This is a genomic window from Nostoc foliaceum FACHB-393, from assembly GCF_014698505.1.
Taxonomy (GTDB): domain Bacteria; phylum Cyanobacteriota; class Cyanobacteriia; order Cyanobacteriales; family Nostocaceae; genus Nostoc; species Nostoc foliaceum_A.
In genome coordinates, this window is sequence record NZ_JACJTD010000030.1 from 1 (window position 1) to 23,417 (window position 23,417).

A 23,417-nucleotide genomic window follows, 5' to 3' on the forward strand; every position below is an offset into this window, starting at 1 on the left:
CCAGCAGACGTTTTATCATCGCCAAAGCTTCAATATACAAAGGTTCGGCATCGCTGTACCTTCCCTGTGAATCGTAGAGGAATGCCAAATTGTTCAGGCTAGTTGCCACATCCGGGTGTTCATCCCCCAGCAGACGTTTTATCATCGCCAAAGCTTCAATATACAAAGGTTCGGCATCGCTGTACCTTCCCTGTGAATCGTAGAGGAATGCCAAATTGTTCAGGCTAGTTGCCACATCCGGGTGTTCATCCCCGAAACGTTTTCTAGCAGCTGATAAACTTTGTTCACGCCAAGGTAAAGCTTGCGCGTAGGCTCCTTGACCTTCGTAAAATCTAGCCAAGCCCAAAAAAGGCCAGATTAAATCATCATCACTTAACCAAGCTTGGTAAACTGTAGCAGTTTCTTCAATGTGTGGGATAGCCAGGGTTGCTTGAGCAATGTCTATCAATGTTGGTGTCTGAGGAATATTTTTTGCTACGGCTACCATTGCTTGACAATAGCCACGCTTGAGTTCATCTGCTTGAGCCAAATCTTCTAACTTCTGCTGCAATAATTCCCGAATGCGTTCATGGATTTGGTAGGTGTCCTCTGCCAATTCTTGCAGCAGATAACGCTCAACTAAAACAGCGCAGTTAGCTTTGAGGTCAAATTCCAAAGAGCTAGCACTTGCTGCTGATTCTACCAAAGACCAAGGGATAGGAGCCAAAGCAAACAAACTCAACAGACAAGCCAATTTTTGCGCCTCTGGTTCCAAGCTTTGCCAATTCAACTCAAAAGCTGCTGCTACACCAGACTCACCTGCTGATGCTTGCTTTTGTAGCTGTGCGAGAATGTCTGCTAGCATGATTCGCTCCCTGGCTCTTGCCGCAGTCCTGCTATTAGGTAAAGTCCAACAGGTACATAATTCACAAATTGGCAAAGTCCCTTAGCAAATTCTAATTCTTTCTCAACCCTATCTTTTCCCAGCAGAGTCGTTAATAATTCTAAGGCTGCATCTGCTGACAATTTACCTAACGGCAGTGATGGATATGCTAACCCTGTGTTTTGACGAGTGGTAATCAACACCTTAAACCGAGAACCTTTAGGTGGTAGATAGGGTTGAATTAGCTTCCAGTCTTTGACATCATCAAATATTAATAAAACTTTGCCAGCTTGCCACTTCTTCCAGCAATAATTAACTTGACCTGCTAGGCTTAAACCATCCGGCGGATTAAAGTTGGGTAAATTCACAACTCCAAACTCTACTAACTGGGTTCCCAAATCAGTTCCTTGGGGATTTAACCAACAACACCCACCAGAATAATCTTCTAAATATTGCCATGAGTATTGAATAGCTAACTCTGTTTTACCCACGCCACCTTGTCCAGTCACATCGCTAATTGCTACAACATCATTTGTTTGCAATAGCTGACGTAATTGTTCTATTTGCTCATCCCTGCCAACAAACTTACGAGCTTGACTCTGTGGGATATTATGCGGAATATCAAACGGGTTGAAATGAGATTTTTCAATATCTCCATCCCAACTGCGGGAATAAAAATAAGTCGGCAGTTGTTTTTTATCTAAACTAATAAATCGTTGCTTAACTGCCTCAGTAACTTCCCTCATATTCGGGGGAAAAGTCCCATTAGCTGCCGCTAAAGCCTCTCTCACAGCTTGAGAAAAGTATCCTGTTTTATTTTCCGAATTTACCTTAGCTGTCTCTCCTTCTCGCGTAGCCAGTAACACAAATTGTTGACTATCTTGCTTTGGCTGACCACTTAAAAAAGCTTTGCCACCTAAATTAGTTGGTCTTCCCTTCGACTCTAAAACATAATTGGCACAGGCATCAATAATACAAATATGATTACGAATCTGAAAATTATCGGAACCCAACAAAACTAATAAAGAATTCAAATCTAAATTCTGCCAATTCTGTTTATTTGCATCAGCACAAAGCAACCGACGCTCTCGTTCTGAGGTAATCAAACCATGTCCCGCCCAAAAAATGTAAAGTAAATCCCCCGACTTTGGGGATAAAAAGTTAGTCACAATATCGGAGATATTTTGCTCTGTTGCTAACTCTACAGTTAACCCACATTCTCCAATTAACTGATGATTTTCTTGCAGTGCTGATAAACATAACCGGATATTCTCTTTAGGTACACCGTGCTGATGCAGCCAATGAGCAAATTTCAGCGCGTCATCGGCTGGCCCTCCACCTGGCACGTTCCAAGCAGTTTCGTGATACTTTTCAATACCCACAATTAACCCAAAAGTCCGCTCAGGTTTAGCCATCAACTGCATGATGATTTAGTTTCTCACCTCCTATGGAAAATGATCTAACCCCCTAATCCCCTAACCCCTTTCTCTAGCAGGAAATCTACGGTGTACACACTTGAATTACCCCCCTTAATCCCCCCTTGGAAAGGGGGGAAAAAAGAAATCTAGTTCCCTCCCCTTTACAAGGGGAGGGTTAGGGTGGGGTAAACCATTATGGCAACCTCGAAATAATCGCCTCCCAGGTTTTGGCATTTGTCCAATAAGCACCGTGGGAACGGGGAAACGGTTGTCTGCTATCCACTACCACATCCTGCACTCTATCAGGGAAAATTTTATTACCCACGTAACTGAGAAAATCCCGTAAATCGTAGATATTCAACCATTGCGGGAAATGCTCAGGCAATAACTGCCCATATTCTAAGCTGTAGAGGGCGTTAATCTCATATAAAAATGGTGCTTGGGAACCAACTGTTACCAATAATTCCACCTGAGACAACTGCTGCTGCACTAGCAAATCTACACAAGCGATACCTCCCAAGCTATGGGCGATTAAAACCACTGGCGGTTCTGCTTGGGCAATTTGTTGCTGGATAAACGCCCTGATTTTTTCACCCCGCGTCTGATACAACAAAATATCACCAGGCATAGGCGAAACTTTATCAGTTAACTCAAGGCGGTTTCCTCTGATATAATTTGTTCCGCCGTGCTGCGCTAGTTCAACAAATGGCTTTAAGAACCAGCCACCCAATCCTAACTCCGCCTCTCCCAAAGCCAGAGTCAGCAATTCCACAACTTTATCGCGCAATTGGGCATCGGTGAGTATGGGGGGAAATTTTTCTTGCAGTTCGCTAATATACATTGCTTGAGCCACAATTGCTCTAGCTATTGGTGCATAATATTCACTCAAATCAGATTCGGAAACTGTGAGCAACGCCTGATGATACGGTTCACTGTGGATAACCGCCTCTCGTGCTGGCTCAAATACCTCTGCAATTCCCACCTCTTGCAACTTAGCTTCCAGTTGAGATCCCGGAGTGAGACTGGCTACACGAGATTGTAAAACATCCCCTGGTTCTTCCCCAAAGGGATTTCCTGACTCAACAGGTTTCAAAGACAACAGCCGCAATTCATACAGAGGGTCGCGGTATAATTGCCCCCACAGTACAATATCTGCGTCTTCTTCTCCTTGAGACAAAGCCAGTGTCGCATTTTCCAAGGGTACTGATGCCCGATTATCATTGAACTTTGCACCTAATGCACCCCAAAGGCAGGGAGAAACTTTGATATCAGGACGTTGGGCGTGAATCTTTTGCTCAATTATCTGAAAAGTTTCGTTGTATTCTCGTTCTCTAATGCCTGTGCCATGTACAAATATTACGGTAGTCAAGTCGCTTCGCTCCAATTAAAAATTAAAAATTATTAATTAAAAATTGCAAGCAAGATGTTCTCTGCAAGACGCTGCGCGAATATGGGAGAGGTTTCCTCCTGCCCCCTGCCTCCTGCCTCTTGCCTCCTGCCTCCTGCCCCCTTCATTCACTTGGCTTATTAAATACTTCTAAAATCTGTCGGCAAATTTGTTTGAGCTTATCCTCAATTTCACCAGAAGGCGAAGATGCGCCGACAACACTCCAGTTTTCTACCGTAGAAAGTCGCCACGCTTCACCGCGATGATCGAATCCAGCTACCTCCACGCCGATCGCACGCCGGGAATTATTGATGGGATCTTGATAAAATCGGATTTGAATTAAAATACTACGACTTCGCCAAGATTTGCTGATACCAGGAAAGTGAAAGCCAATATCTATAGAATCTGGATCGACTAACTCCCTAGTTTCCGGGTCATTTTTCCAGGGTTTGAGATCAGATTTGGCATCAGGAAACTCGAATTTGAACAAATTAACTACCGTAGCAATGTTGCTGGCGAGTTCAAGGTTCGTTGCCTGTTCAGCTGCGTTCACTAAAAAACACTCCTATAATTGCGTCGGCATCTTCAAGGATGTGAAGACAGAAAAACCGCCAGAAGGCTTATATTATTGGTGTTTCAGCTTATCAAGAGCTTTGATATTTAGCAACTCTAAATCATCCTTCCCTAACAATCCTCGTTACTAAACAGATGCCAAAAATCACTTCTTTTTGGGACTGGCTAACACCTATTAAGTAATTGTACTTAAAAATTCTTCAAAAGCAGACGGAACTCTGCCCTTTGGAAAAAATATCAAGATTTTCTGCAAAATCCTTGGCTGACAAGAACAATTGACTGCGCTAGCGATCTAAAATGACACTGTTAATCGGTAAACCAAAAGCAATTAAGTTCAATATATGGTGCGTCAACGCTCGATTTTTTCATTTTTCCTAGTACTATTGGCCACATTCCTCATTAGTTGTGGTGGCCCTGGTGTTGCGATCGCACCTCCGACTTACACAGCAGTACAACTTGAAAAAATTCAGGCTTATGTTCCTGAAATCAAAGCTGTGCGCGATCGCTCAGAAGAATTGACAACCCTGATTAAAAAAGGTGATTGGATCAATGTGCGTAACTTTATACATGGGCCGATAACGGAAGCAAAGCTGAATCTGACTTATGTTACTCCCAACCTTCTACCCAAAGACCAACCCAAAGCACGTCAAATAACACGAGATTTTTTTAACGACCTGGTTAAACTCGATAAAGCTACTAGTGCTGGCAATCCTCTAGTTGCCTTGAATCAATCCCAAGCTGCTTTCGCAGAGATTGACAAATTCCTCGATCTGCTTCCTAAGAAAGAAGAGAGTTAGGAGACGCGATTAATCGCGTCTGTACAGGAGTTAGGAGTTAGGAGTTAGAATTTTTAACTTCTCACTTCTAACTCCTAACTTTTTATTTTAAGCACAAGTCATGAATGTAGTTATTATCGGTTGTGGTGTGGTTGGGGCTGCGATCGCCTATGAACTGAGTCTAGTAAAAGGGCTGAAAATTACAGTTTGCGATCGCCAACCACCAGCCCAAGCTTCCACGGGCGCTGCACTTGGCGTTTTGATGGGCGTAATCAGCCAAAAAATCAAGGGTAAAGCTTGGCAGATGCGACAAACTAGCGTCCAACGCTATGAAACCTTGATTCCTGAATTAGAAGCTTTAACAGGTCGCAAAATCCCTTTTAATCGTCAGGGAATTCTCAGTCTTGGTTTGGAAGAGGAGAATTTAGCAGCATGGGAAAAACTTGTAGAAATTCGCCACTCTCAAGGCTGGAATTTAGAAATTTGGGACACCGCTAAACTCCAAAATATTTGTCCTCAAGTGGATTGTGAAAAAATTACTGGCGCTGTCTATTCTCCCCAAGACCGCCAACTCGATCCAACTGCTCTCACATTAGCTTTAGTTGAAGCTGCCCAGCAAAATGGTGTAACTTTCAAATTTGGCGTGACTGTTTTCGATGCCCAAACCTCAACACCTGAATCTTCTCTACAATTTTGCAATCAACTTGAGACGACGGAAGGAAAAATAGCCGCTGATTGGTTTGTAATTGCAGCAGGGTTAGGTTCTACACCACTGACGGCAAAATTAAATCAGATAATTGATATCCGCCCTGTGCTTGGACAAGCGTTGCAAATGCGTGTAGGGCATCCATTAGGCAATCCCGACTTTCAGCCAGCGATAACGGGTAATGATGTCCATATTGTTCCTGTAGGCGGCACAGATTATTGGGTAGGCGCAACTGTAGAATTTCCCAGCAATGGCGATGAGATACCGCCAAATCAAGAACTGCTGGAATCTGTTAGAAAACAAGCGATCGCATTTTGCCCAGAGTTAGCCACAGCAACTATTCTCCGCACTTGGTCGGGGTTACGTCCCCGTCCTGAAGGACGACCAGCCCCAGTTATTGGTAAGTTGCCAGGGTTTAGTAACATCCTCCTAGCTACCGGACACTATCGTAACGGCGTTTTACTAGCACCCGCTACAGCTTATGCGATTCGTGAGATGATTATTCCTCAGGGAGTGCGGGGATGAGGGAGATGAGGGAGCAGGGAAAGCAGGGAGAGAAAGAATAACTCATGCCCAATCCCTTTTATAAAAACATCTTTTTATCTTTGTGCCTTTGTATAAGGCTTCTACATTCAAAATCCATAGGAAAATAGCGTGTCAATAACAGAACATAAAATCAATGTAGATTCACTGGAATGGTTTTATCGGGAATCTTCACCAATTGGCAGAACTGACTTAGCGCCTGTGGTGTTGCTACACGGCTTAGTTTCACAAAGTTACAGTTGGCGTCATATTATACCTGCTTTAGGGAGTCAAGGTACAAGAGCGATCGCTCCAGATTGGATTGGTTATGGCTTTTCTGCAAAACCAGAAAAACGAGATTTTGCTTACACTCCCGATGCTTTTATCACAGCTTTAGAAGGATTTATTAAAGCGTTAGAACTTGAACATTTTTCTTTAGTTGTCCAAGGATTTTTAGGTTCTGTAGGGCTACAATATGCCTTGCGTCATCCAGAACAAATTGCCAATTTAGCTATTTTAAATACACCAATTTCAACTGCTGCCAAATTACCCTGGAAAATCAAACAAATGGGTTTACCTTTAGCAGGTGAAGTTATGACCCAAGATCCCCTATTAGTTGACCGAACTCTAGAAGGTGGAAGCCGTTATCGCATAGGAGATAAGGATTTAGATATTTATCGAAAACCATTTTTGAAAAGTTCTTCATCTGGGCGGAGTCTCTTATCAAGTATTCGCAATTTACAGCTTGATTCAGCAATGAAAGAAATCGAATCTGGCTTTAAAGAATGGCAACAGCCAATTCTGATTCAATGGGGGATGATTGACCCTTGGCTACCTGTAGATATTGCCGAAAACTTTGCCAATTCCGTACCAAATACCGAATTAATAAAACTTAATAACGTCGGACATTATCCTCAAGAACACTACCACGAGGCGATTTTGGAAGACCTTCTACCCTTTGTGCGTCGTAAAGATGCTCATTGACAATATACTTTTGGCAAAAATCGATATTATAAAAATGAAACCACAGATAAACACGATGATTTATCTGTGGCAAAGAAATTAATTCTGAATTTTTGCCAGAATTATAATGTTATCCCCGCCTGCATTTGTGAACTTATTATTACCATTAAAAATGGATCACAACCACAAGTAAAGGAGTTTAGGATTAATGGCTTATTCATGGTTTAAAGCCTTTCATATTGTCGGATTTGTAGTTTGGTTCGCTGGTTTGTTCTACTTGGTACGTCTTTTTATCTATCACGTTGAAGCGAACCTTGAACCTGAACCAGCAAGAACGATACTGAAAAATCAGTATCAAATTATGGAAAAGCGCCTCTACTATATCATCACTAACCCAGGAATGTTTGTGACGATCGCAATGGCCATAGGTTTAGTAAGCACTGAACCGGATATTTTAAAAGAGGGTTGGTTGCATATAAAACTGCTGTTTGTTGCTACTTTAATTGGCTATCATCATTACTGCGCTCGGCTGATGAAGAAATTAGCAGTAGATGAATGTCGCTGGAGTGGTCAGCAATTACGTGCTCTAAATGAAGCACCCACAGTTATGTTAGTAGCGATCGTCCTGCTGGCCGTGTTTAAAAATAATCTACCTACAGATATCGCTGCTTGGGCTATTTTCGCCATGATTATTTTGATGGCAGTCACTATTCAACTTTACGCCAAAAAACGTAGGCAGGATAAAGAGAAATTGACGGCGCAGATAGGGCAACCACAAGAACAAAGTTAAACAAACCTCTCCCTACTTTGAACTTTAGTTCAAGTCTGTCCCTCTCCGACTCGGAGAGGGATAGGTTTTGTGTTTCACTTTAACTTGACACTTATAATAGCCGTGCTACCAATTAAGCATTACCTCATCCTGGAAACGTTTTCAGTAAATCATCCCCAGGAATCACACTAGTGTAAAAAGTATATTTGCGATTAGCGACATAACGGCGGTCTTGTTTAATAATCGCCATAAACTCTCTATGTCCCTCACGAGTACGTCCCACCAAACAACCCGCACTAGCAAGGCGAATATCATTCCGGGGAAAATCAAAGCCGTAGTGTTGATTCACATAAAAATTATCACCTGTATCAAGTTTGTCGCCAGTCCGTTTAAAATCTTTGTTGAAATCTCTACAAACAGTTATATCTCCAACTTGCACTAATGCTTCGTGAGGCTCTGCTGTGCCGTGGGTGCCAACAGCCCAAGCTTTGTATTGTCCAAATTGAATCCTAGCCGCTCCTTTGGAATTCATCGGTTTATAGGTGTAGTACTTCCCTGGTTCTGTAGTAGCTTCCCAATGATCTACGATTTTGGGAACACCATTTACTACTTCAATCACAATCCGCCGATCATTAAATTCGTTGGCTGCATCATTGTTAAGAGTCCAGTCTGCATTTATACCCTCTACATAAACAATGTTGTATTCTTTTGGATTGGTGAATACCTCATAATTTTTAGATAGCAAGTATTTTACAATCCTGCTGGCAATGTCATTACCAAGTTTTAAAGGGGGTTTAGGAAGATCGTCTGGTTTGGTTTCAATCAGTTTTTTGGCTGTGACTGCTCCTAAAAAGCCACTCTCTTCAGTCTTTATTAATTCTTGAAATTTTTTGAGAGATATCACAGAAACAGGGCCAAATTTACCATCGGCTGGAGGTTCTAGCAAACCTAAGCCGATTAACAATATCTGAATCTGACGAGCCAAGTCTGCATCTTCTGCGATCGCATCAAATGCCCATTTCTCATCTTTTCCCAAGAAATCTTGTAGTTTCATTATGCACCTGCTTTCATTTACTTACTTCTAAGTATAAACATCATTTTAAAACTTGATGTCGTCTAAAACTATACTCTAACGTAAAATATGATGTCAGCTGGAGTCTGCGATATCTACGACGACGCACATTGCCTCAATGCAATACTTCATACAGGCTACATTATTAATTAGCTCAATTTCTCTGCTGCGCGTTCAAGCAGCAAATCGTCGTCAGGCATCGCCTCTGTAAAACCCCAAATGACTAACGAAGAACTGCTGCAAATTATTGAACAAGCTGTCAGAGATAAGGTGACAGAATTAGACCTTTCATTCAAAAGTTTCACAACACTGCCAGCAGAAATTGGACGACTTAGCAACCTGCGATCGCTCAACCTCAGCTTCAATCAACTGAGGATTCTGCCAGCGGAAATTGGACAACTCAGCAACCTGCGATCCCTCAACCTCAACTTCAATCAACTGAGCAATCTGCCAGGAGAATTTGGACAACTCACCAACCTGCAATCCCTCAACCTCAGCAGAAATCAACTGAGCAGTCTGCCAAGGGAAATTGGACAACTCGCTAACCTGCAATCCCTCTACCTCTACAGTAATCAACTGAGCAATCTGCCAAGGGAAATTGTCCAACTCACCAACCTGCAATCCTTCGACCTCCGCGGTAATCAATTGAGCAGTTTGCCAGCAGAAATTGTCCAACTCGCCAACCTGCAAACGCTCCACCTCAGCGTTAATCAACTGAGCAGTCTGCCAGCGAAATTTGGACAACTCACCAACCTGAAATACCTCTATCTCAGCGGCAATCAACTAAGCAGTCTGCCAGCGAAATTTGGACAACTCACCAACCTGCAATACCTCTACCTCAGCGGCAATCAACTGAGCAGCCTGCCAGCGGAAATTGCCCAACTCACCAACCTACAATACCTCGACCTCAGCAGAAATCAACTGAACAGTCTGCCAGCGGAATTTGGACAACTCACTAACCTGCAATCCCTAGACCTCTACAACAATCAACTGAACAGTCTGCCAGCGGAAATTGGACAACTCACCAATCTACAATATCTTGATCTCCGCTTCAATCAACTGAACAGTCTGCCAGCGGAAATTGGACAACTCACCAATCTGCAATCCCTAGACCTCTATAACAATCAACTGAACAGTCTGCCAGCGGAAATTGGACAACTCACCAATCTACAATATCTTGATCTCTACAACAATCAACTGAGCAGTTTACCAGCGGAATTTGGACAACTCACCAACCTGATATCGCTCCACCTCAGCAATAATCAACTGAGCAGTCTGCCACCGGAAATAGTCCAACTCACCAACCTGCAATACCTTGACTTCTACAACAATCAACTGAGCAGTCTGCCACCGGAAATAGTCCAACTCACCAACCTGCAATCCCTATATCTTGGCAGTAATAAACTGAGTACTCTGCCAGCGGAAATAGTTCAACTCACCAACCTGCAATCCCTCTATCTCAGCGGCAATCAACTGAGCAGTCTGCCACCGGAATTTGGGCAACTGCCAAACCTGAAAAAACTGGATCTTCGTAGAAATCCACTCCCCATTCCACCTGAGATTTTGGGGTCGAAGAATTTATCTGAAGATCCGGGTGATGTGAATGAAATTCTCGATTTCTATTTTCGGGTGCAAGATCCAACCGAAACCGAACCCTTCTATGAGGTAAAATTCTTGATTGTTGGCGAGGGAGGAGCCGGGAAAACCTCTTTAGCCAAAAAAATCAGCGATGAAACCTACGAACTCCAGGCAGATGAGGAATCAACGGAAGGTATTGAAGTCATCCGGTGGGACTTTATACTACCCAATGGCAAAGATTTTCGCGTCAACATCTGGGATTTTGGCGGTCAGGAAATCTACCATCAAACTCATCAGTTTTTTCTCAGCAAGCGTTCTCTCTATGCCTTAGTTGCCGATACTCGCAAAGAAAACACTGACTTTTACTGGTGGCTGAAAGTTGTCGAACTCTTGAGCGACAAAAGTCCAGTTATCATCATCAAAAACGAAAAACAAGGCCGTCAGTGCGAAGTTGATGGAGGGCAGTTACGAGGAGAATTTGACAACCTCAAGGAAATTCTAGCAACCAATTTGGCTGATAATCGCGGTTTGGCAGAGATTAAAAAGGTTATTCAACTTTACATCACCAATCTTGACCATGTTGGTACACCTCTACCAAAACTCTGGGTAAGAGTCAGAGCCGCTCTAGAGAACGATTCCCGAAATTACATCAGCTTTGAAGAATACTGTAACCTTTGCCGAGTCAATAATTTAACTGACCGTAAAGATATGCTGCGCTTGAGTAGCTATTTACATGACCTTGGCATTTGCCTTCACTTTCAAGACGATTCTACACTCAAACACTACGTCATCCTTAAACCGGAATGGGGGACAACTGCCGTTTACAAAGTTTTGGACAGTCAAACTGTCAAGCAAGAGCTAGGTTGTTTTACCAAAGAAAACCTCAAAGATATTTGGCAAGACGACGAATATGCAGATATGCGAGATGAACTCCTGCAATTAATGATGCGGTTCAAGCTTTGCTACGAAATCCGCGATCGCCGTGATATTTATATTGCACCTCAATTGCTCTCCATTAAAAAAGCTAATTATACCTGGGACGATCGCAATAACCTAATCCTACGCTACACCTATACATTCATGCCCAAAGGCATCCTCACCCGTTTTATTGTCGAGACACACCCTTGGATTGAACAGCAAAAACTTGTTTGGAAAAACGGTGTTGTTCTCCACAAAGACCAAACTCGTGCTGAAATCATTGAAAACTACAATCAACGGGAAATTAAAATTCGTGTAGCCGGAAACCGCAAAAAAGAGTTGATGGCTGTCATCACCTATGAACTCGAAAAAATCCACAACTCTTATGAACGCTTGCAATATCAAACCCTAGTTCCTTGTAATTGCGAAAAATGTGAAGGTAGCCAAACTCCTTATAGTTATCCTCTGAACGAACTGCGTGATTTCCTAGATCATAGTGCTTACCTAATTCAATGCAGGAAAAGCTTTCAAATGGTAAATGTCCGCAGGTTAATTGATGATGTTATGTTCCAAACCGATAGACCAGATAAGGAACTCAACCCCCAGGTTGCACAGTTGCAAAATGAACTAGAACGAAAGCGAGATGAATTATTGACGCATCGGTTACGAGATAGCAATCAAGAAGAAAAACCCATCATAAATAGTCAATCTGCAATGGAATTCGAGAAGGAAATTTTCATCTCTTATGCTTGGGGTGGAGAAAGTGAGCAATTTGTCAATCAATTGGATGAAACTTTGCAGTCAAAAGGAATTAAAATTATCCGCGACAAACGCGATTTGGGCTACAAAGGACTAATTAAAGGCTTCATGAAACGGATTGGACGCGGTAAATGTGCGATCGCAGTTATTAGCGACAAATATTTAAAGTCTCCCAATTGTATGTTTGAGCTAGTGCAAATTGCTAAAAATGGTAAATTTTATGATCGAATTTTCCCGATTGTGTTGGCAGATGCCCAAATTTATAATCCTATTGAAAGAATTAAATATATTAAGCATTGGGAAGACAAAATTAAAGAATTAGATGAAGCTATGAAAGGGGTTTCCGCAGCTAATTTGCAGGGATTTCGTGAAGAAATTGACCAATACACCGAGATTCGCAACACGATCGCCGAACTCACCAACTTGCTAAAAGATATGAACACGCTCACCCCTGATATTCACAGCAAATCAGACTTTGAGGAGTTGCTGAATGCGATCGCACACCGTTTAGATGAGTAAAAATAACCTATTGATTAAGCTCAGAGGTTGAGCAATGTCTCCAACAGGCTAGACCTACGCCCTTTTAACTCGACAATTCGTGTTCTAATGTCCAAATTTCGAGTTCAAAACTGAAATGCTGAGAGTAGAAGATGAAGCGATCGCCCTTTTTGCTCGACAATTCTTGTTCCAAAGTCGAAGCTTCGTGTTCAGAGGTAGAATGATGAGGTTTTGAGGTGGAGCGATCGCCCTTTTTGCTCGACAATTCTTGTTCCAAAGTCGAAGCTTCGTGTTCAGAGGTAGAATGATGAGGTTTTGAGGTGGAACGATCGCCCTTTTTGCTCGACAATTCTTGTTCCAAAGTCGAAGCTTCGTGTTCAGAGGTAGAATGATGAGGTTTTCAGGTGGAGCGATCGCCCTCTTTACTCGGTAATTCATCTTGCAAGGTGCAAGTTTCGAGTTCACAGGTGATAATTGTAAGGCTTGAAGATCGAGCGATCGCATCCTCAACAACAAGCGATCGCTTACCTTTGAAATTATGAATATTTTATTAACTTAATAAACGCCCCTAACAACTGTTCCTCTCATTTTTCAAGAACTCTAAGTTTTCACGAAATAGAGCGCTACTAGGATCGAGGCGAACAGCTATTTCTAATTCGGTGATCGCTGCTTCTAGCTTTCCTTGATTGTATAGTGCATAACTCAATTGATTGTGAGCCATTGCCAAGTTTGGGTCGAGGCGGAGGGCTGTTTGATAGCTGGTGATCGCTGCTTCTAGCTTCCCTTGTTTTTCCAGCACACCCCCCAAGTTATAGTGAGCAGTTACATAGTTTGGGTTGAGACGCAGGGCTGTTCGGTAGCTAGCTATCGCTGCTTCTAGCTTCCCTTGCTCTTCCAGCACTGATCCCAAGTTATTGTGAGCCATTGCAAAGTTTGGGTCGAGGCGCAGGGCTGTTTGGTAGCTGGCGCTCGCTGCTTCTAGCTTCCCTTGTTTTTTCAGCACACCCCCCAAGTTATAGTGAGCGATTGCATCATTTGGGTCAAGGCGCAGGGCTGTTTGGTAGCTGGCGCTCGCTGCTTCTAACTTCCCTTGCTTTTCCAGCGCTAACCCCAGGTTATTGTGAGCGGTTGCATGGTTAGGGTCAAGGCGCAGGGCTGCTTGGTAGCTGGCGATCGCTGCTTCTAGCTTCCTTTGTTCTTGCAGCGCTAACCCCAAGTGATAGTGAACGGTTGCATTGTTTGGGTCGAGACGTAGGGCTGTTTGGTAGCTGGCGATGGCTTCTTCTAGCTTCCCTTGATTGGACAGCACAACCCCCAAATTATTGTGAGCCATTGCCAAGTTTGGGTCGAGGCGCAGGGCTGTTTGGTAGCTGGCGATCGCTTCTTCTAGCCTACCTAGCTCGTGCAGAACAAATCCCAGGTTATGGTGAGCAAGTACAGAGTTAGGGTCAAGATGAAGGGCTGCTTTGTACTTGACGGCTGCTTCCTCGAACTTTTTCTCTTTGTTTAAACGATTTGCTTCGTTAATCAGGCTTGTAACTTTATCTTGGCGCTTTTCTTGCTCTTGTGCTGTGACTTGCTCTTCAAGCAGAGTTACATCCTCATCCCTGAGTTTTAGCATCTGCTGATAATTCTTTAACCCTTCACGGCTGTGTTCGCTAAGTGGATACTCCCATTGCAGGACTTTGATTAATTCTTGCTCATATCGTCGCAATTTTTGCTGATAGTCCTCCAGCGATACCTCTACCTTTTGAATACTGACAACCTTGAGATACAAATCTCCTCGTTGATTGGTTATCGGGTTGAGTTTACCTTTACCTCGAATTCGCAGTTTCTTACCAGGACTAAAACCAGATGGAACAGTCACAGTAATTGAGCCATCATCCAGCGCAATCTTCTTTTCTGTACCGTAAGTCAATTCAGCAATACTCAGAGGAAGTTCTAGCGTTAAGTCAGTTTGAATTTGATTATTAGGTTGAGATGGAGCATTATCTGTTGCGGGTTTGAGAGCAAGAGGCTTTTGGTTTGCTGAACTGTCTTTGGGAGGTGAGTAATTCGAGCTAGCAACTAATCGCGCCACTTCTTGCCGAATTCCCTTGACAACTTCTAAGAATGCTTCATCTCGGTCATTCCAGCTTTTTATCGGTTTGCGATTACTAGGCAGGGGTGACAATTTATCAATAGGAGGATTGTCCCAATCTGCATAGCGTAGCAATACCGGAATCACACGAGCCTTACCTGCGGCATTTTGTTCTAAGGCTCGTGTAACTTCAACTGTCCAGTGATAGTCTGAAGCAATAAAATCTGGACTCACCAACAGTAGAATTAGCCCAGCCCGTTTAAGAGACTTATTAATTTCATCTTTAAATTCTTGCCCAGCGACGATTTTGCGATCGTGCCAACTGGTAATAGTTTGTTCCCGCAGCAAAGTTGCTAGATGCTTCTCTAGCTCTTCGCGCAGTTCTTCATCTTTTTGGTGATAAGAAATAAAAACTTCAATAGACTTCATAGAGGATATGGCAAGACTCTAGCTGATTTAAAAGAAAACTACAAAAGCTTTTGCTCGATTTCCTCAAGCTGCTGATCTAATCTATTTTGTTCTGTTTGGGCTTCCTGAATTTGCACTTCTAGTTTCCACTTTGTAGATACATCGGTTTCAATGGCGTATGCTTGGCGCAGGCGACCTAATTTTGTGCTAGCTAAGTCATACTGTTGTTGCAATGAATCCCGTTCTTGCTCTAACCGACGACGCTGGCGCTCAGTTAAACCCCCACTAGTTGCAGGAGGGTTATAAGTCGCAGGTGTAGTAGTTGTAGAAGCAGTTGGGGAAGAGGATTTTGATTTAGCAATATCTTCAACTACTCTGCGAATCCCTTGAGCGACATTTAAAAAAGCCTCATCTTGGTCTTGCCAAGTTGTGATCGGTTTAGCATTTTTGGGGAGTGCTTGCAGTTTACCAAAAGGCGCACCATTCCAGTCTGACGGCTTGAGAATAATCGGAATTACACGAGCTTCCCGTGTTTCATGTCGCTCCATTGCCCGTGCCATTTCTTTGTCATAGCAGTAATCTGAAGCCAGAAAGTTAGCACTCACTAGCAGGAGAATGATATCTGCAACTTCCAGATTGTCATCGATTGCATTTGCCCATTCACTACCAGCAGTGATTTCGCGATCGTGCCAAGCTTCAATAACTCCCTGACGTTTCATCATGCTAAGATGAGTTGCCAATTCGTCACGTAACACTTCATCTTTGTGGGAATAGGAAAAAAATACTTTAACCGCATTAGGCATATTCTTAAATTTACTTGATTAAATAGCTGTATTAGAGTAGATAAGTTAGTTTTACCAAAATAAAAGCCAAAATAGAGAATATTTATTTAACGTGAGTTTGACAGATTATATAGTGTCCGTCTAATCTGCCTAATAAAAAGACCTCTCCCTGGTTTTACTACGCAAAACCTGTCCCTCTCCGATGCGGAAAGGGACAGTTTTGAATAAAACTTCAAAGCTGGGAGAGGTTTGATAACTAATTACTTGATTTGCGGATGAGCATCTTGTCCATCCCAACAGATTAAGGTAGGTGTAGCTATGCTTTTAGTCTGGTAAGCGTTTTTGACACCAACCCAGTTACTAGCAATTGGCATTCGCCAACCGGTTCCAAAGGCGCGATCGGTAATTTTTAAGCCGGGGGGTGCTTGTCGCCGTTTAAATTCAGCCCGCGCCACCATTTGGATTACTCTGTCTACAATCACCGGATCGTGACCGGCTGCAACAATTTGTGCTGCTGATTGGTGATTGTGAATCAGGCGTTGCAAAATATCATCCAAAATTTCGTAGGGCGGTAGAGAGTCTTGATCCACTTGGCCTGGTTTGAGTTCGGCGCTGGGTGCTTTAGTCAAGATGTTTTGCGGGATGACTTCATTATTGCGATTTAACCAATGACAAAGTGAATACACGCGGGTTTTAGGTACATCTGCAATCACTGCTAACCCGCCATTCATATCGCCGTAGAGAGTACAGTAACCAACTGCCATTTCTGACTTGTTACCAGTAGATAAAAGCAGATAGCCAAATTTATTAGCGATCGCCATTAATAAATTACCGCGAATTCGGGACTGTATATTCTCCTCAGCCAGTCCAAACTCAGTACCCGCAAACAAATCGCCTAACGTTTGATCGAAGCCTTGCATTAACTCGCCAATTGGTAAAAGATTAGTCTTAATCCCCAAATTTTCAGCTAATGCCAAAGCATCACTGATGGAATGCTCGGAACTGTAAGGGGAAGGCATGAGAACACCAAGGACATTTTCTTTACCAAGTGCAGCAGTTGCGATCGCAGCTACTATTGCAGAGTCAATCCCGCCACTTAAACCCAAAACTACTTTTGAAAAGCGACACTTGCGGGCATAATCTCGCACTCCCAAAACCAACGCTTGCCAAATTTCTTCATCTTCCGACTCATAGACAGGTGCTACAGAACCTAATTGAAAATCCCGTTGTGCCTCGTCAAATTCAACTATCATTAAATCGGTGTCAAAGCCACGAGCACGACACATAATTTCACCTTGACGACTCAAGGCAAAACTACGCCCATCAAAAATTAGGTCATCATTTCCACCAACCTGATTAGCATAAATCATCGGTTGTTGAAAACGTACTGCACTATGCCTGAGTATTGTTTCACGAAACTGCTGCTTGCCGACAGTGTAGGGAGAAGCAGACAAATTTACAACCAAATCTACACCCAAAATTGCTAAGTCAGCAATTGGATTTACTGCATAACTACGTTTGCCCCAAAATTCCTCATCGTTCCATAAGTCTTCACAAATAGTTACGCCAATATCTATATTATCTAAAGTGAAATAATTAGCTTGCAAGCCTGGTTCAAAATAGCGACGTTCATCAAATACATCGTAAGTAGGCAAAAGTCGCTTGTTAAAAATTTGCTTTACCTCGCCATTTTCTAACAAAGCGATGCTGTTAAATAAACTTTTACCTCCACTAATAGATGCGTTGAGGTTCTGTTCAACAGTTCCTACCAACACAGCTAAATTTGGTGGTAAATCCTGGGCCAAATTTTGTAAAGTGATGCCCATCGCTTCCACAAAACTTGGATTTAGTAATAAATCTCTTGGTGGATAGCCACACAAAGAAAGTTCTGGTGTCAACAACAAACGCGCACCGCTAGATGCTGCTCGTTGTGCTGCTTCCAGGATTTTTTGGGCATTTAAAAGCAAATCACCGATAGTAGGATTAATTTGAGCGATCGCAATTTTCATTTTGTTTGTTATTAGTCATTGGTCATTTGTCATTTGTCAAGGGTCAAAATAGGTTACTCAGGACTTTTGACTCTGCAAAGTAACGTGAGTTCGACAAGTCTTATTTGACCTCTCCCCCAGCCCCTCTCGGACACGGAGAGGGGAGCAAAAAGCTGAATTAATTTTTCGTTGCTCCTCCCTTTCCGTTTCGGAGAGGGAGAGGTTCATTGAACTTACGTTCAAGTGATTAGCTAAATAAACACCAAAGGTTTATCTTTTAAGGGAGCAAAAGCTTCCGCGTCAAACTTATACAAACTAGCCGGACGACCAGCACCCCGTGATACCTTAATTCCGGTATCGCATAAAAAACCTAGCTTGAGTAGACGCGCCCGAAAATTAGAATAATCGGAAAAGTTATCACCTAAAACTGTGGCGTATAACTGATATAAATCATTCAACGTAAACATTTCTGGCAAAACTTCAAAAGCCACCGGGCTATACTCTAATTTATTACGCAACCGCCGATGCCCATAAGCCAGAATTTCATTATGGTCAAAAGCTAATTGTGGCACTTCTTTTACTGGATACCAAGCTATGCCAGTCATGCGATCTGCTATCAATTCGGCTTCCTCAAATCGCACTAGGGCAAAGTAACTAACTGATAGATAACGCACACCATAACTATCAGTTGCTTCCCGTGGATCGCGATTCGGCCCACCAAATGTATACAGTTGTTCTAAGTAGAGATTGTTGACCTTAATTTTCTCTGCCATAATGCGATAGGCGGCATCTTCTAAAGACTCTCCTGGACGTACCAGAGTACCGGGAAGACTCCAATGATTTAAAAATGGTTCTTGCTGTCGCATTACTAGTAGAACTAACAGCCGATTTTGTGCAGTATCTACAGAAAAAATAACATTATCAACACCAACCTTGAAATCGGCCAAAGGTTGTTGGTTTAGCGGAGTTGGTATCTTTTTTTGTGAACGTCCTGGCATTCGTACAAATGCTCTTGATTAATATAGGCAACTACAGGGGCTGTGAGGGCTTCAGAATCTCCATGTTCGCGGTACGCTGTTGAGGAAACATCTAGACCGGTCAGACTAGCGATCGCAATCTTCCCTCCCAGCTTTTGCACTACCTCTGAACTAGATTCATCTATTACATATCCGGGTCGCGGTACAATCAGTAGCTGCACTTGCTGTAACAAATCTTCAATGCGATACCAGCGTGGTAGCTGACTCAGTAAATCTGAACCAATAATCAATGTCAATTCAGCGTCGTCACCCCAAGTAAGCTTCGCTTTTTCTACTGTTTCCAGTGTTCTGAAGCTGCTTAATTCTTGTTCCAAAGCAATATTGTGCCGTGGCGCGTCTATATCCGCAATCAACAGTCGCAACATTGCTGCCCGATGTTCTAAGGGCGTTTGATGAGACTTAAATGGATTATCCGCCGCCCAAACCGCTACCCAATCATAACGCTCAGACAACCAACTCAGAATTTTTTGATGTCCAGCAGTTGGTGGATCGGCACTCGTTCCAAACAAAGCAACTCTCATAGTAATTCGTAATTCGTAATTCGTAATGACGCTCGATGACTCGCTAACGCTGCGCTAACGTAGTTCGTAATTAAGACATACCGAAAGAGTAATTTTATCTCTGTGTTCTCTGTGCCTCTGTGGTTCGTTTCTTAGTTTCTTCGGTTAACACTCGTAACCCCTCAGAAATCTCCACCTGCACTGAGATAGGGTGATCCAAACGCCGTGTTTGTTGTGGCAAACTGGCAACTGAGGCGACGGTACGCTGACGAATTGTTGCCAACGACTCCAACGGATACAGCCGTTCACCTTCTTGCACTACTAACTGCAACAAAGGTTCTTCCTCCAGAAGACTTTCACCTAAGAGTCCTAACCTGTCTGCTTTTACCTTACCTCCCGTAAATGAGCGAAAAATCTGCTTGCGCCCTGGATAAGTAACCTTACCACTTGATTGCTTCATCACTGGGATACCATCAATATCTACAAGTTTATAGACTCCATTTACAGGCGAACCTGTAACTAATCGTGTTCCCAGTCCGTAACCATCAATTTCGGCCCCAGCAGCTTTTAATCTGGCAATTTCCCACTCGTCCAAGTCGCCACTGGCAAAAATTGGCACACCGGGAAGAAGCGATCGCACCTGTTTTGATAAGGTAACTAAATCTCCTGAGTCCAATCTCACTCCTGTTAATTGCATTTCCCCGGAATTTACTTTTTCGGCCAAGCGCCCGGCAGCAGCAATGGTATCGTAAGTATCAATCAGCAATGGCGCACCCGGAAAATATCGATGAAATGCACTGAAAGCTTGTTCTTCAGTGCCTTCTATTGCTGACAGTGCCATCACTAAGGCGTGTGCCATAGTACCACTTGGCTTTTGTCCCAGTTGTAGCGCTGCTAACACATTGGAAGTGGAATCTAAACCACCCGCCAACGCCGCCCGTGCTGCCCACAAAGACCCTTGGGGACTAAATGCCCGTCTTGTGCCAAATTCTAAAAGTGTTGCTGATTCCCCCGCTACATCCCGCAACCGTGCTGCTTTTGTGGCAATCAAGGTCTGGTAATTAATAGTATTTAGGAGATATGTTTCCACTAATTGCGCTTGCCAAAGGGGTGCTTCCACCCGCAACAGTGGCTGATTGGCAAAAACAGCCGTCCCTTCTGGTACTGCCCAAACATCACCCGTAAACTTTCCCTCAGCTAAAAGTGACCAAAAGCGATCGCCTGCGTGAGCAAAAATTCCCGTTGCCTGTAATGCTGCAATTTGGGCGGAACTAAAGCGGATTTTGGCTAAATATTCCAATGCCTGCGTCAACCCCATTGCAATTAAATAACCAAAACCCTCTGGCAATCGCCTGACAGACAATTCAAAGCTTGCCCGTCGTTGTTCTATACCTTCGCCTGTATAACAAGCTGCCATTGTTAACTGGTAAAGGTCGGTCAGTAAGCTGTAATCATCAGTAGAGAGGTTTAGTTCCTGGTTCTGCTGACTTTGTTGTTTATATACATAGTCCAAATCTGGCAAAGTTGTCATGCAAGAGTTTCCTTACAAGATGCTTCTGTCATTTATGGTAATATTTACCATAAATATTGTCAACTCCCGGCAAGTATATTTCAGAGATTGCCGTAGAACGGTAGATTTATAGGCAAATTAATACTAGCTTCATAAAATACTTAATATTTTTTAATAGTAATAGCTTGCAATAATGTTAATCAAATAAGGCAGCTAATGAAAAGAAACAATATCCTGTCAGAGAAAGTTTGTTTTGCTTCGCTCTTTTCCCAACAGGGGTTGGAGAAACAACTATGTTACAATTAGAATCAAAGGGAAAAGTTTGATTTTCTGACAAGCTAAAGTATTGCGAAGTTATCTGAATAAACATTGCATATATTCTCAATATATTGAGAATTGGAGCCAGTTTTAAATATCAGCATTAGAGTATAGGTAGCACAATTAAAGCGACTCGAAAAAAGGAGTCCAATATTATGGCTATTTACCAAATCATTGCTAACATAACCCAGTATATTTCTGAAGCTGCAATGCGTATTTTTGGCCCTACAGATGATGCTTATCCTACTATTGGGGTACAACCTTTTACAGGTGAGCCTTATGATAAACGTACAGCCGATACTTGGTAAATCCTAATATAGGAGTCAAAATTTAGAATTTTGGCTCCTAACGAATAGAGATATTGCAAAAATCATAATTGCAATTAATATAAACTACATGGTAAAAGACCGCTCAACCGTAAAGATTTTTTGTACAGTAAGACGTGACGTTAAACGCCACGCCTTTTTATTTAGACTTTTTTCCCATCAGCTGCTAAGAGTTCCAGAATGACTCCATTTGTCCAGCCGAAGCCAACTTCGTTAGAACTATATCCAAAGCAGATTTCGTCGGAAACGTTGGCAGAACAACGCTCAACATCGTATTTCTCAACTAGGGTATTGTGACGGCCGAATTCTTTAATTACCATAGCTAGGAATTTGTTGGCTATGCGATCGCCTTCTGTATGAAACCCATAGCGGTGAAGTCCTTGAACGGCAATTAATGTCAGTGGTGCCCAACCAAAGGGAGCATCCCACTGGTTTCCGGTGACACGAGTACTGGTCAAAATTCCGCCTGGGGCTTCAAACAAAGAGAGATTTTCCGCAACACGCTGGGCTTGGGCTTGAGAAGCAATTCCCAACCACAGAGGATAGAACGTGGTAGCAAATTCGTAGTGGCGGCGTTCTCCACTCTGGAAGTGATAATCCAGATAGAGTCCCTGTTCTTCATCCCAGAGACACTTATCGATACGATCGCGGCGGATATCTGCACGATCGCGCCATTGTTTTTGCAGTTCTGAGTTCCCAAAAATATTGTGGATTTGCCCCAAGTCTTGTTCTACCTGATACAGCAAACTATTGAGGCACACAGGAGCATAGTGGAGGATATCAGCACTGAAGGGGCCAAAGCGGTTGGTGATATCAAAACCGGACTCGCGCATAGTGCGATCGCCCTTGTAAAATAGGTGCGTCAGTTCGTCTTTTTCCCGGTTGTAGTAAAGACTAACGTCATAATCCTCAACCTCAAAAGTTTTGTAGTACTCCTTGACGCGATCATAATGGCTTCTTCCCTGCTCATCGCGCTCAGAGAACAAAACTTCTGGCGCAGGGCCTTCGCCAAAAGCATAGAATCGGGATAAGCCTGTTGCCGGATTCAGGTGAGGTGGTACTACCCAGTAATAATAAAACTGTTCTAGGATCGGTATGGTTGACTTTAACCACTCTTCATCCTGGGTGTGCTGGAATAACGCCAAAACCATCATGCTGAGGACGGGGGGTTGCGATCGCGACAGCATATAAGTCCGGTTGGAATTGAGGATAGTGCCGTAATGCTGCACCTGGTACAACAACTGATCAACTTGGTTTTGCGCTAGCTCCCATTCTTCATCACGCAAAAGTCCCAGTAATATAAAGTAGCTATCCCAGCCGTACATTTCGTTAAAGCGCCCACCGGGTACAATATAAGGGCCTGGTAGGTATAGTAACCCATGCTCTTTAATCGCTTCCGCTTCAGTTGGTAAAGTGCGAATTTGCAGCCGTTGCATATCCTTGGCAGATAGCGATCGCTCCAACACACTTTGAATGTTGGGACAATCTTCTGAAGGTGAAATGTAGACTATCCAAGGAGTCTCGGTTTTGTGGTCTAGTTTGGTATCTTTGGCAGATTGTAATAGGTGTTCGTGCGATCGCGTTAGGGTTTTCCAGGTTTCTTTGATATGGGCCCGCACGGTGTCTATCTGCGCGGTGGTAAGTGTTGGGGTGATCATAATTCAGAA

At 43.1% G+C, this 23,417-nt stretch carries 20 protein-coding genes; 7 read left to right on the forward strand and 13 right to left on the reverse strand.

The window, feature by feature from the left end; all coding sequences use genetic code 11:
• From H6G92_RS22585 to H6G92_RS22600, 4 genes are all read right to left on the reverse strand, one after another.
• Positions 1 to 844: tetratricopeptide repeat protein (locus H6G92_RS22585; RefSeq protein ID WP_190895929.1), on the reverse strand; the 844-nt coding region annotated here is incomplete at its 3' end.
• The gene (locus H6G92_RS22590) at positions 838 to 2,277 is read right to left on the reverse strand and encodes an NB-ARC domain-containing protein (RefSeq protein ID WP_242059275.1); all 1,440 of its coding nucleotides are present in this window, start codon (positions 2,275 to 2,277) and stop codon (positions 838 to 840) included. The genes H6G92_RS22585 and H6G92_RS22590, both read right to left, overlap by 7 nt.
• Positions 2,278 to 2,473: 196 nt before the next feature.
• Complete coding sequence (locus H6G92_RS22595; RefSeq protein ID WP_190895932.1) at positions 2,474 to 3,649, reverse strand: alpha/beta hydrolase; 1,176 nt, start codon at positions 3,647 to 3,649, stop codon at positions 2,474 to 2,476.
• Positions 3,650 to 3,791: 142 nt separating this feature from the next.
• Positions 3,792 to 4,220, reverse strand: a complete 429-nt coding sequence (locus tag H6G92_RS22600; protein ID WP_181928534.1) for a hypothetical protein — start codon at positions 4,218 to 4,220, stop codon at positions 3,792 to 3,794.
• 361 nt (positions 4,221 to 4,581) lie between these two features.
• On the opposite strand from H6G92_RS22600, the gene psbQ reads away from it, so the two are divergent.
• The 4 genes from psbQ to hemJ all read left to right on the forward strand — a co-directional run bounded on the left by psbQ (position 4,582) and on the right by hemJ (position 7,997).
• The gene (psbQ, locus tag H6G92_RS22605; RefSeq protein WP_190895934.1) at positions 4,582 to 5,037 is read left to right on the forward strand and encodes a photosystem II protein PsbQ; all 456 of its coding nucleotides are present in this window, start codon (positions 4,582 to 4,584) and stop codon (positions 5,035 to 5,037) included.
• A gap of 100 nt (positions 5,038 to 5,137) precedes the next feature.
• Positions 5,138 to 6,247: an NAD(P)/FAD-dependent oxidoreductase gene (locus H6G92_RS22610; protein ID WP_190895936.1), complete on the forward strand. Its 1,110-nt coding sequence runs from the start codon at positions 5,138 to 5,140 to the stop codon at positions 6,245 to 6,247.
• 129 nt (positions 6,248 to 6,376) lie between these two features.
• Positions 6,377 to 7,228, forward strand: a complete 852-nt coding sequence (locus H6G92_RS22615; RefSeq protein ID WP_190895938.1) for an alpha/beta fold hydrolase — start codon at positions 6,377 to 6,379, stop codon at positions 7,226 to 7,228.
• Positions 7,229 to 7,415: 187 nt separating this feature from the next.
• Positions 7,416 to 7,997, forward strand: coding sequence for a protoporphyrinogen oxidase HemJ (gene hemJ / locus H6G92_RS22620; RefSeq protein ID WP_190895940.1), 582 nt, complete (start codon positions 7,416 to 7,418; stop codon positions 7,995 to 7,997).
• A gap of 124 nt (positions 7,998 to 8,121) precedes the next feature.
• Here the strand turns inward: hemJ and H6G92_RS22625 are convergent, their stop codons facing one another.
• A complete protein-coding gene (locus H6G92_RS22625) occupies positions 8,122 to 9,030 on the reverse strand; it encodes a peptidoglycan-binding protein (RefSeq protein WP_190895942.1) in 909 nt (302 codons plus the stop codon).
• Between the two features lie 237 nt (positions 9,031 to 9,267).
• On the opposite strand from H6G92_RS22625, the gene H6G92_RS22630 reads away from it, so the two are divergent.
• Positions 9,268 to 12,822, forward strand: a complete 3,555-nt coding sequence (locus tag H6G92_RS22630; RefSeq protein WP_190895944.1) for a leucine-rich repeat domain-containing protein — start codon at positions 9,268 to 9,270, stop codon at positions 12,820 to 12,822.
• Between the two features lie 64 nt (positions 12,823 to 12,886).
• Here the strand turns inward: H6G92_RS22630 and H6G92_RS22635 are convergent, their stop codons facing one another.
• Positions 12,887 to 13,150 carry a hypothetical protein gene (locus H6G92_RS22635; protein WP_190895946.1) on the reverse strand — a complete coding sequence of 88 codons (264 nt, stop codon included), beginning with the start codon at positions 13,148 to 13,150 and terminating at the stop codon, positions 12,887 to 12,889.
• A 55-nt stretch (positions 13,151 to 13,205) separates the two neighbouring features.
• On the opposite strand from H6G92_RS22635, the gene H6G92_RS22640 reads away from it, so the two are divergent.
• A complete protein-coding gene (locus H6G92_RS22640; protein WP_190895948.1) occupies positions 13,206 to 13,343 on the forward strand; it encodes a hypothetical protein in 138 nt (45 codons plus the stop codon).
• A gap of 26 nt (positions 13,344 to 13,369) precedes the next feature.
• Here the strand turns inward: H6G92_RS22640 and H6G92_RS22645 are convergent, their stop codons facing one another.
• The 6 genes from H6G92_RS22645 to H6G92_RS22670 form a co-directional block, all read right to left on the reverse strand.
• Entirely contained in the window at positions 13,370 to 15,310 is a 1,941-nt protein-coding gene (locus tag H6G92_RS22645) for a tetratricopeptide repeat protein (protein WP_190895950.1), read from the reverse strand.
• A 38-nt stretch (positions 15,311 to 15,348) separates the two neighbouring features.
• Positions 15,349 to 16,092 (reverse strand): toll/interleukin-1 receptor domain-containing protein, encoded by a 744-nt coding sequence (locus H6G92_RS22650; protein WP_190895952.1) that lies wholly within the window; start codon positions 16,090 to 16,092, stop codon positions 15,349 to 15,351.
• Positions 16,093 to 16,331: 239 nt separating this feature from the next.
• Positions 16,332 to 18,080 (reverse strand): NAD+ synthase, encoded by a 1,749-nt coding sequence (locus tag H6G92_RS22655; RefSeq protein WP_190895954.1) that lies wholly within the window; start codon positions 18,078 to 18,080, stop codon positions 16,332 to 16,334.
• A gap of 230 nt (positions 18,081 to 18,310) precedes the next feature.
• Positions 18,311 to 19,057: an NUDIX hydrolase gene (locus H6G92_RS22660; RefSeq protein ID WP_190895956.1), complete on the reverse strand. Its 747-nt coding sequence runs from the start codon at positions 19,055 to 19,057 to the stop codon at positions 18,311 to 18,313.
• Positions 19,018 to 19,617, reverse strand: coding sequence for a nicotinate-nucleotide adenylyltransferase (locus H6G92_RS22665; protein WP_190895958.1), 600 nt, complete (start codon positions 19,615 to 19,617; stop codon positions 19,018 to 19,020). Before H6G92_RS22665 ends, H6G92_RS22660 begins: the two co-directional genes overlap by 40 nt.
• A 94-nt stretch (positions 19,618 to 19,711) precedes the next feature.
• Positions 19,712 to 21,127: a nicotinate phosphoribosyltransferase gene (locus H6G92_RS22670; RefSeq protein WP_190895961.1), complete on the reverse strand. Its 1,416-nt coding sequence runs from the start codon at positions 21,125 to 21,127 to the stop codon at positions 19,712 to 19,714.
• Positions 21,128 to 21,579: 452 nt separating this feature from the next.
• Here H6G92_RS22670 and H6G92_RS22675 point away from each other — a divergent pair, with 452 nt between their 5' ends.
• Entirely contained in the window at positions 21,580 to 21,732 is a 153-nt protein-coding gene (locus tag H6G92_RS22675; protein WP_190895963.1) for a hypothetical protein, read from the forward strand.
• Between the two features lie 161 nt (positions 21,733 to 21,893).
• On the opposite strand, the gene H6G92_RS22680 is transcribed toward H6G92_RS22675, so the two are convergent.
• Positions 21,894 to 23,408, reverse strand: coding sequence for a trehalase family glycosidase (locus H6G92_RS22680; protein WP_190895965.1), 1,515 nt, complete (start codon positions 23,406 to 23,408; stop codon positions 21,894 to 21,896).
• Between the last annotated feature and the right edge of the window lie 9 nt (positions 23,409 to 23,417).

Coding starts and splice junctions, on each gene's coding strand:
- H6G92_RS22650 (WP_190895952.1), bottom strand. CDS start 16,092: ATGCCTAATGCGGTTAAAGTATTTTTTTCCTATTCCCACAAAGATGAA.
- H6G92_RS22610 (WP_190895936.1), top strand. CDS start 5,138: ATGAATGTAGTTATTATCGGTTGTGGTGTGGTTGGGGCTGCGATCGCC.
- H6G92_RS22625 (WP_190895942.1), bottom strand. CDS start 9,030: ATGAAACTACAAGATTTCTTGGGAAAAGATGAGAAATGGGCATTTGAT.
- psbQ (WP_190895934.1), top strand. CDS start 4,582: ATGGTGCGTCAACGCTCGATTTTTTCATTTTTCCTAGTACTATTGGCC.
- H6G92_RS22630 (WP_190895944.1), top strand. CDS start 9,268: ATGACTAACGAAGAACTGCTGCAAATTATTGAACAAGCTGTCAGAGAT.
- H6G92_RS22680 (WP_190895965.1), bottom strand. CDS start 23,408: ATGATCACCCCAACACTTACCACCGCGCAGATAGACACCGTGCGGGCC.
- H6G92_RS22675 (WP_190895963.1), top strand. CDS start 21,580: ATGGCTATTTACCAAATCATTGCTAACATAACCCAGTATATTTCTGAA.
- H6G92_RS22670 (WP_190895961.1), bottom strand. CDS start 21,127: ATGACAACTTTGCCAGATTTGGACTATGTATATAAACAACAAAGTCAG.
- H6G92_RS22660 (WP_190895956.1), bottom strand. CDS start 19,057: ATGCCAGGACGTTCACAAAAAAAGATACCAACTCCGCTAAACCAACAA.
- H6G92_RS22665 (WP_190895958.1), bottom strand. CDS start 19,617: ATGAGAGTTGCTTTGTTTGGAACGAGTGCCGATCCACCAACTGCTGGA.
- H6G92_RS22590 (WP_242059275.1), bottom strand. CDS start 2,277: ATGGCTAAACCTGAGCGGACTTTTGGGTTAATTGTGGGTATTGAAAAG.
- H6G92_RS22655 (WP_190895954.1), bottom strand. CDS start 18,080: ATGAAAATTGCGATCGCTCAAATTAATCCTACTATCGGTGATTTGCTT.
- H6G92_RS22645 (WP_190895950.1), bottom strand. CDS start 15,310: ATGAAGTCTATTGAAGTTTTTATTTCTTATCACCAAAAAGATGAAGAA.
- hemJ (WP_190895940.1), top strand. CDS start 7,416: ATGGCTTATTCATGGTTTAAAGCCTTTCATATTGTCGGATTTGTAGTT.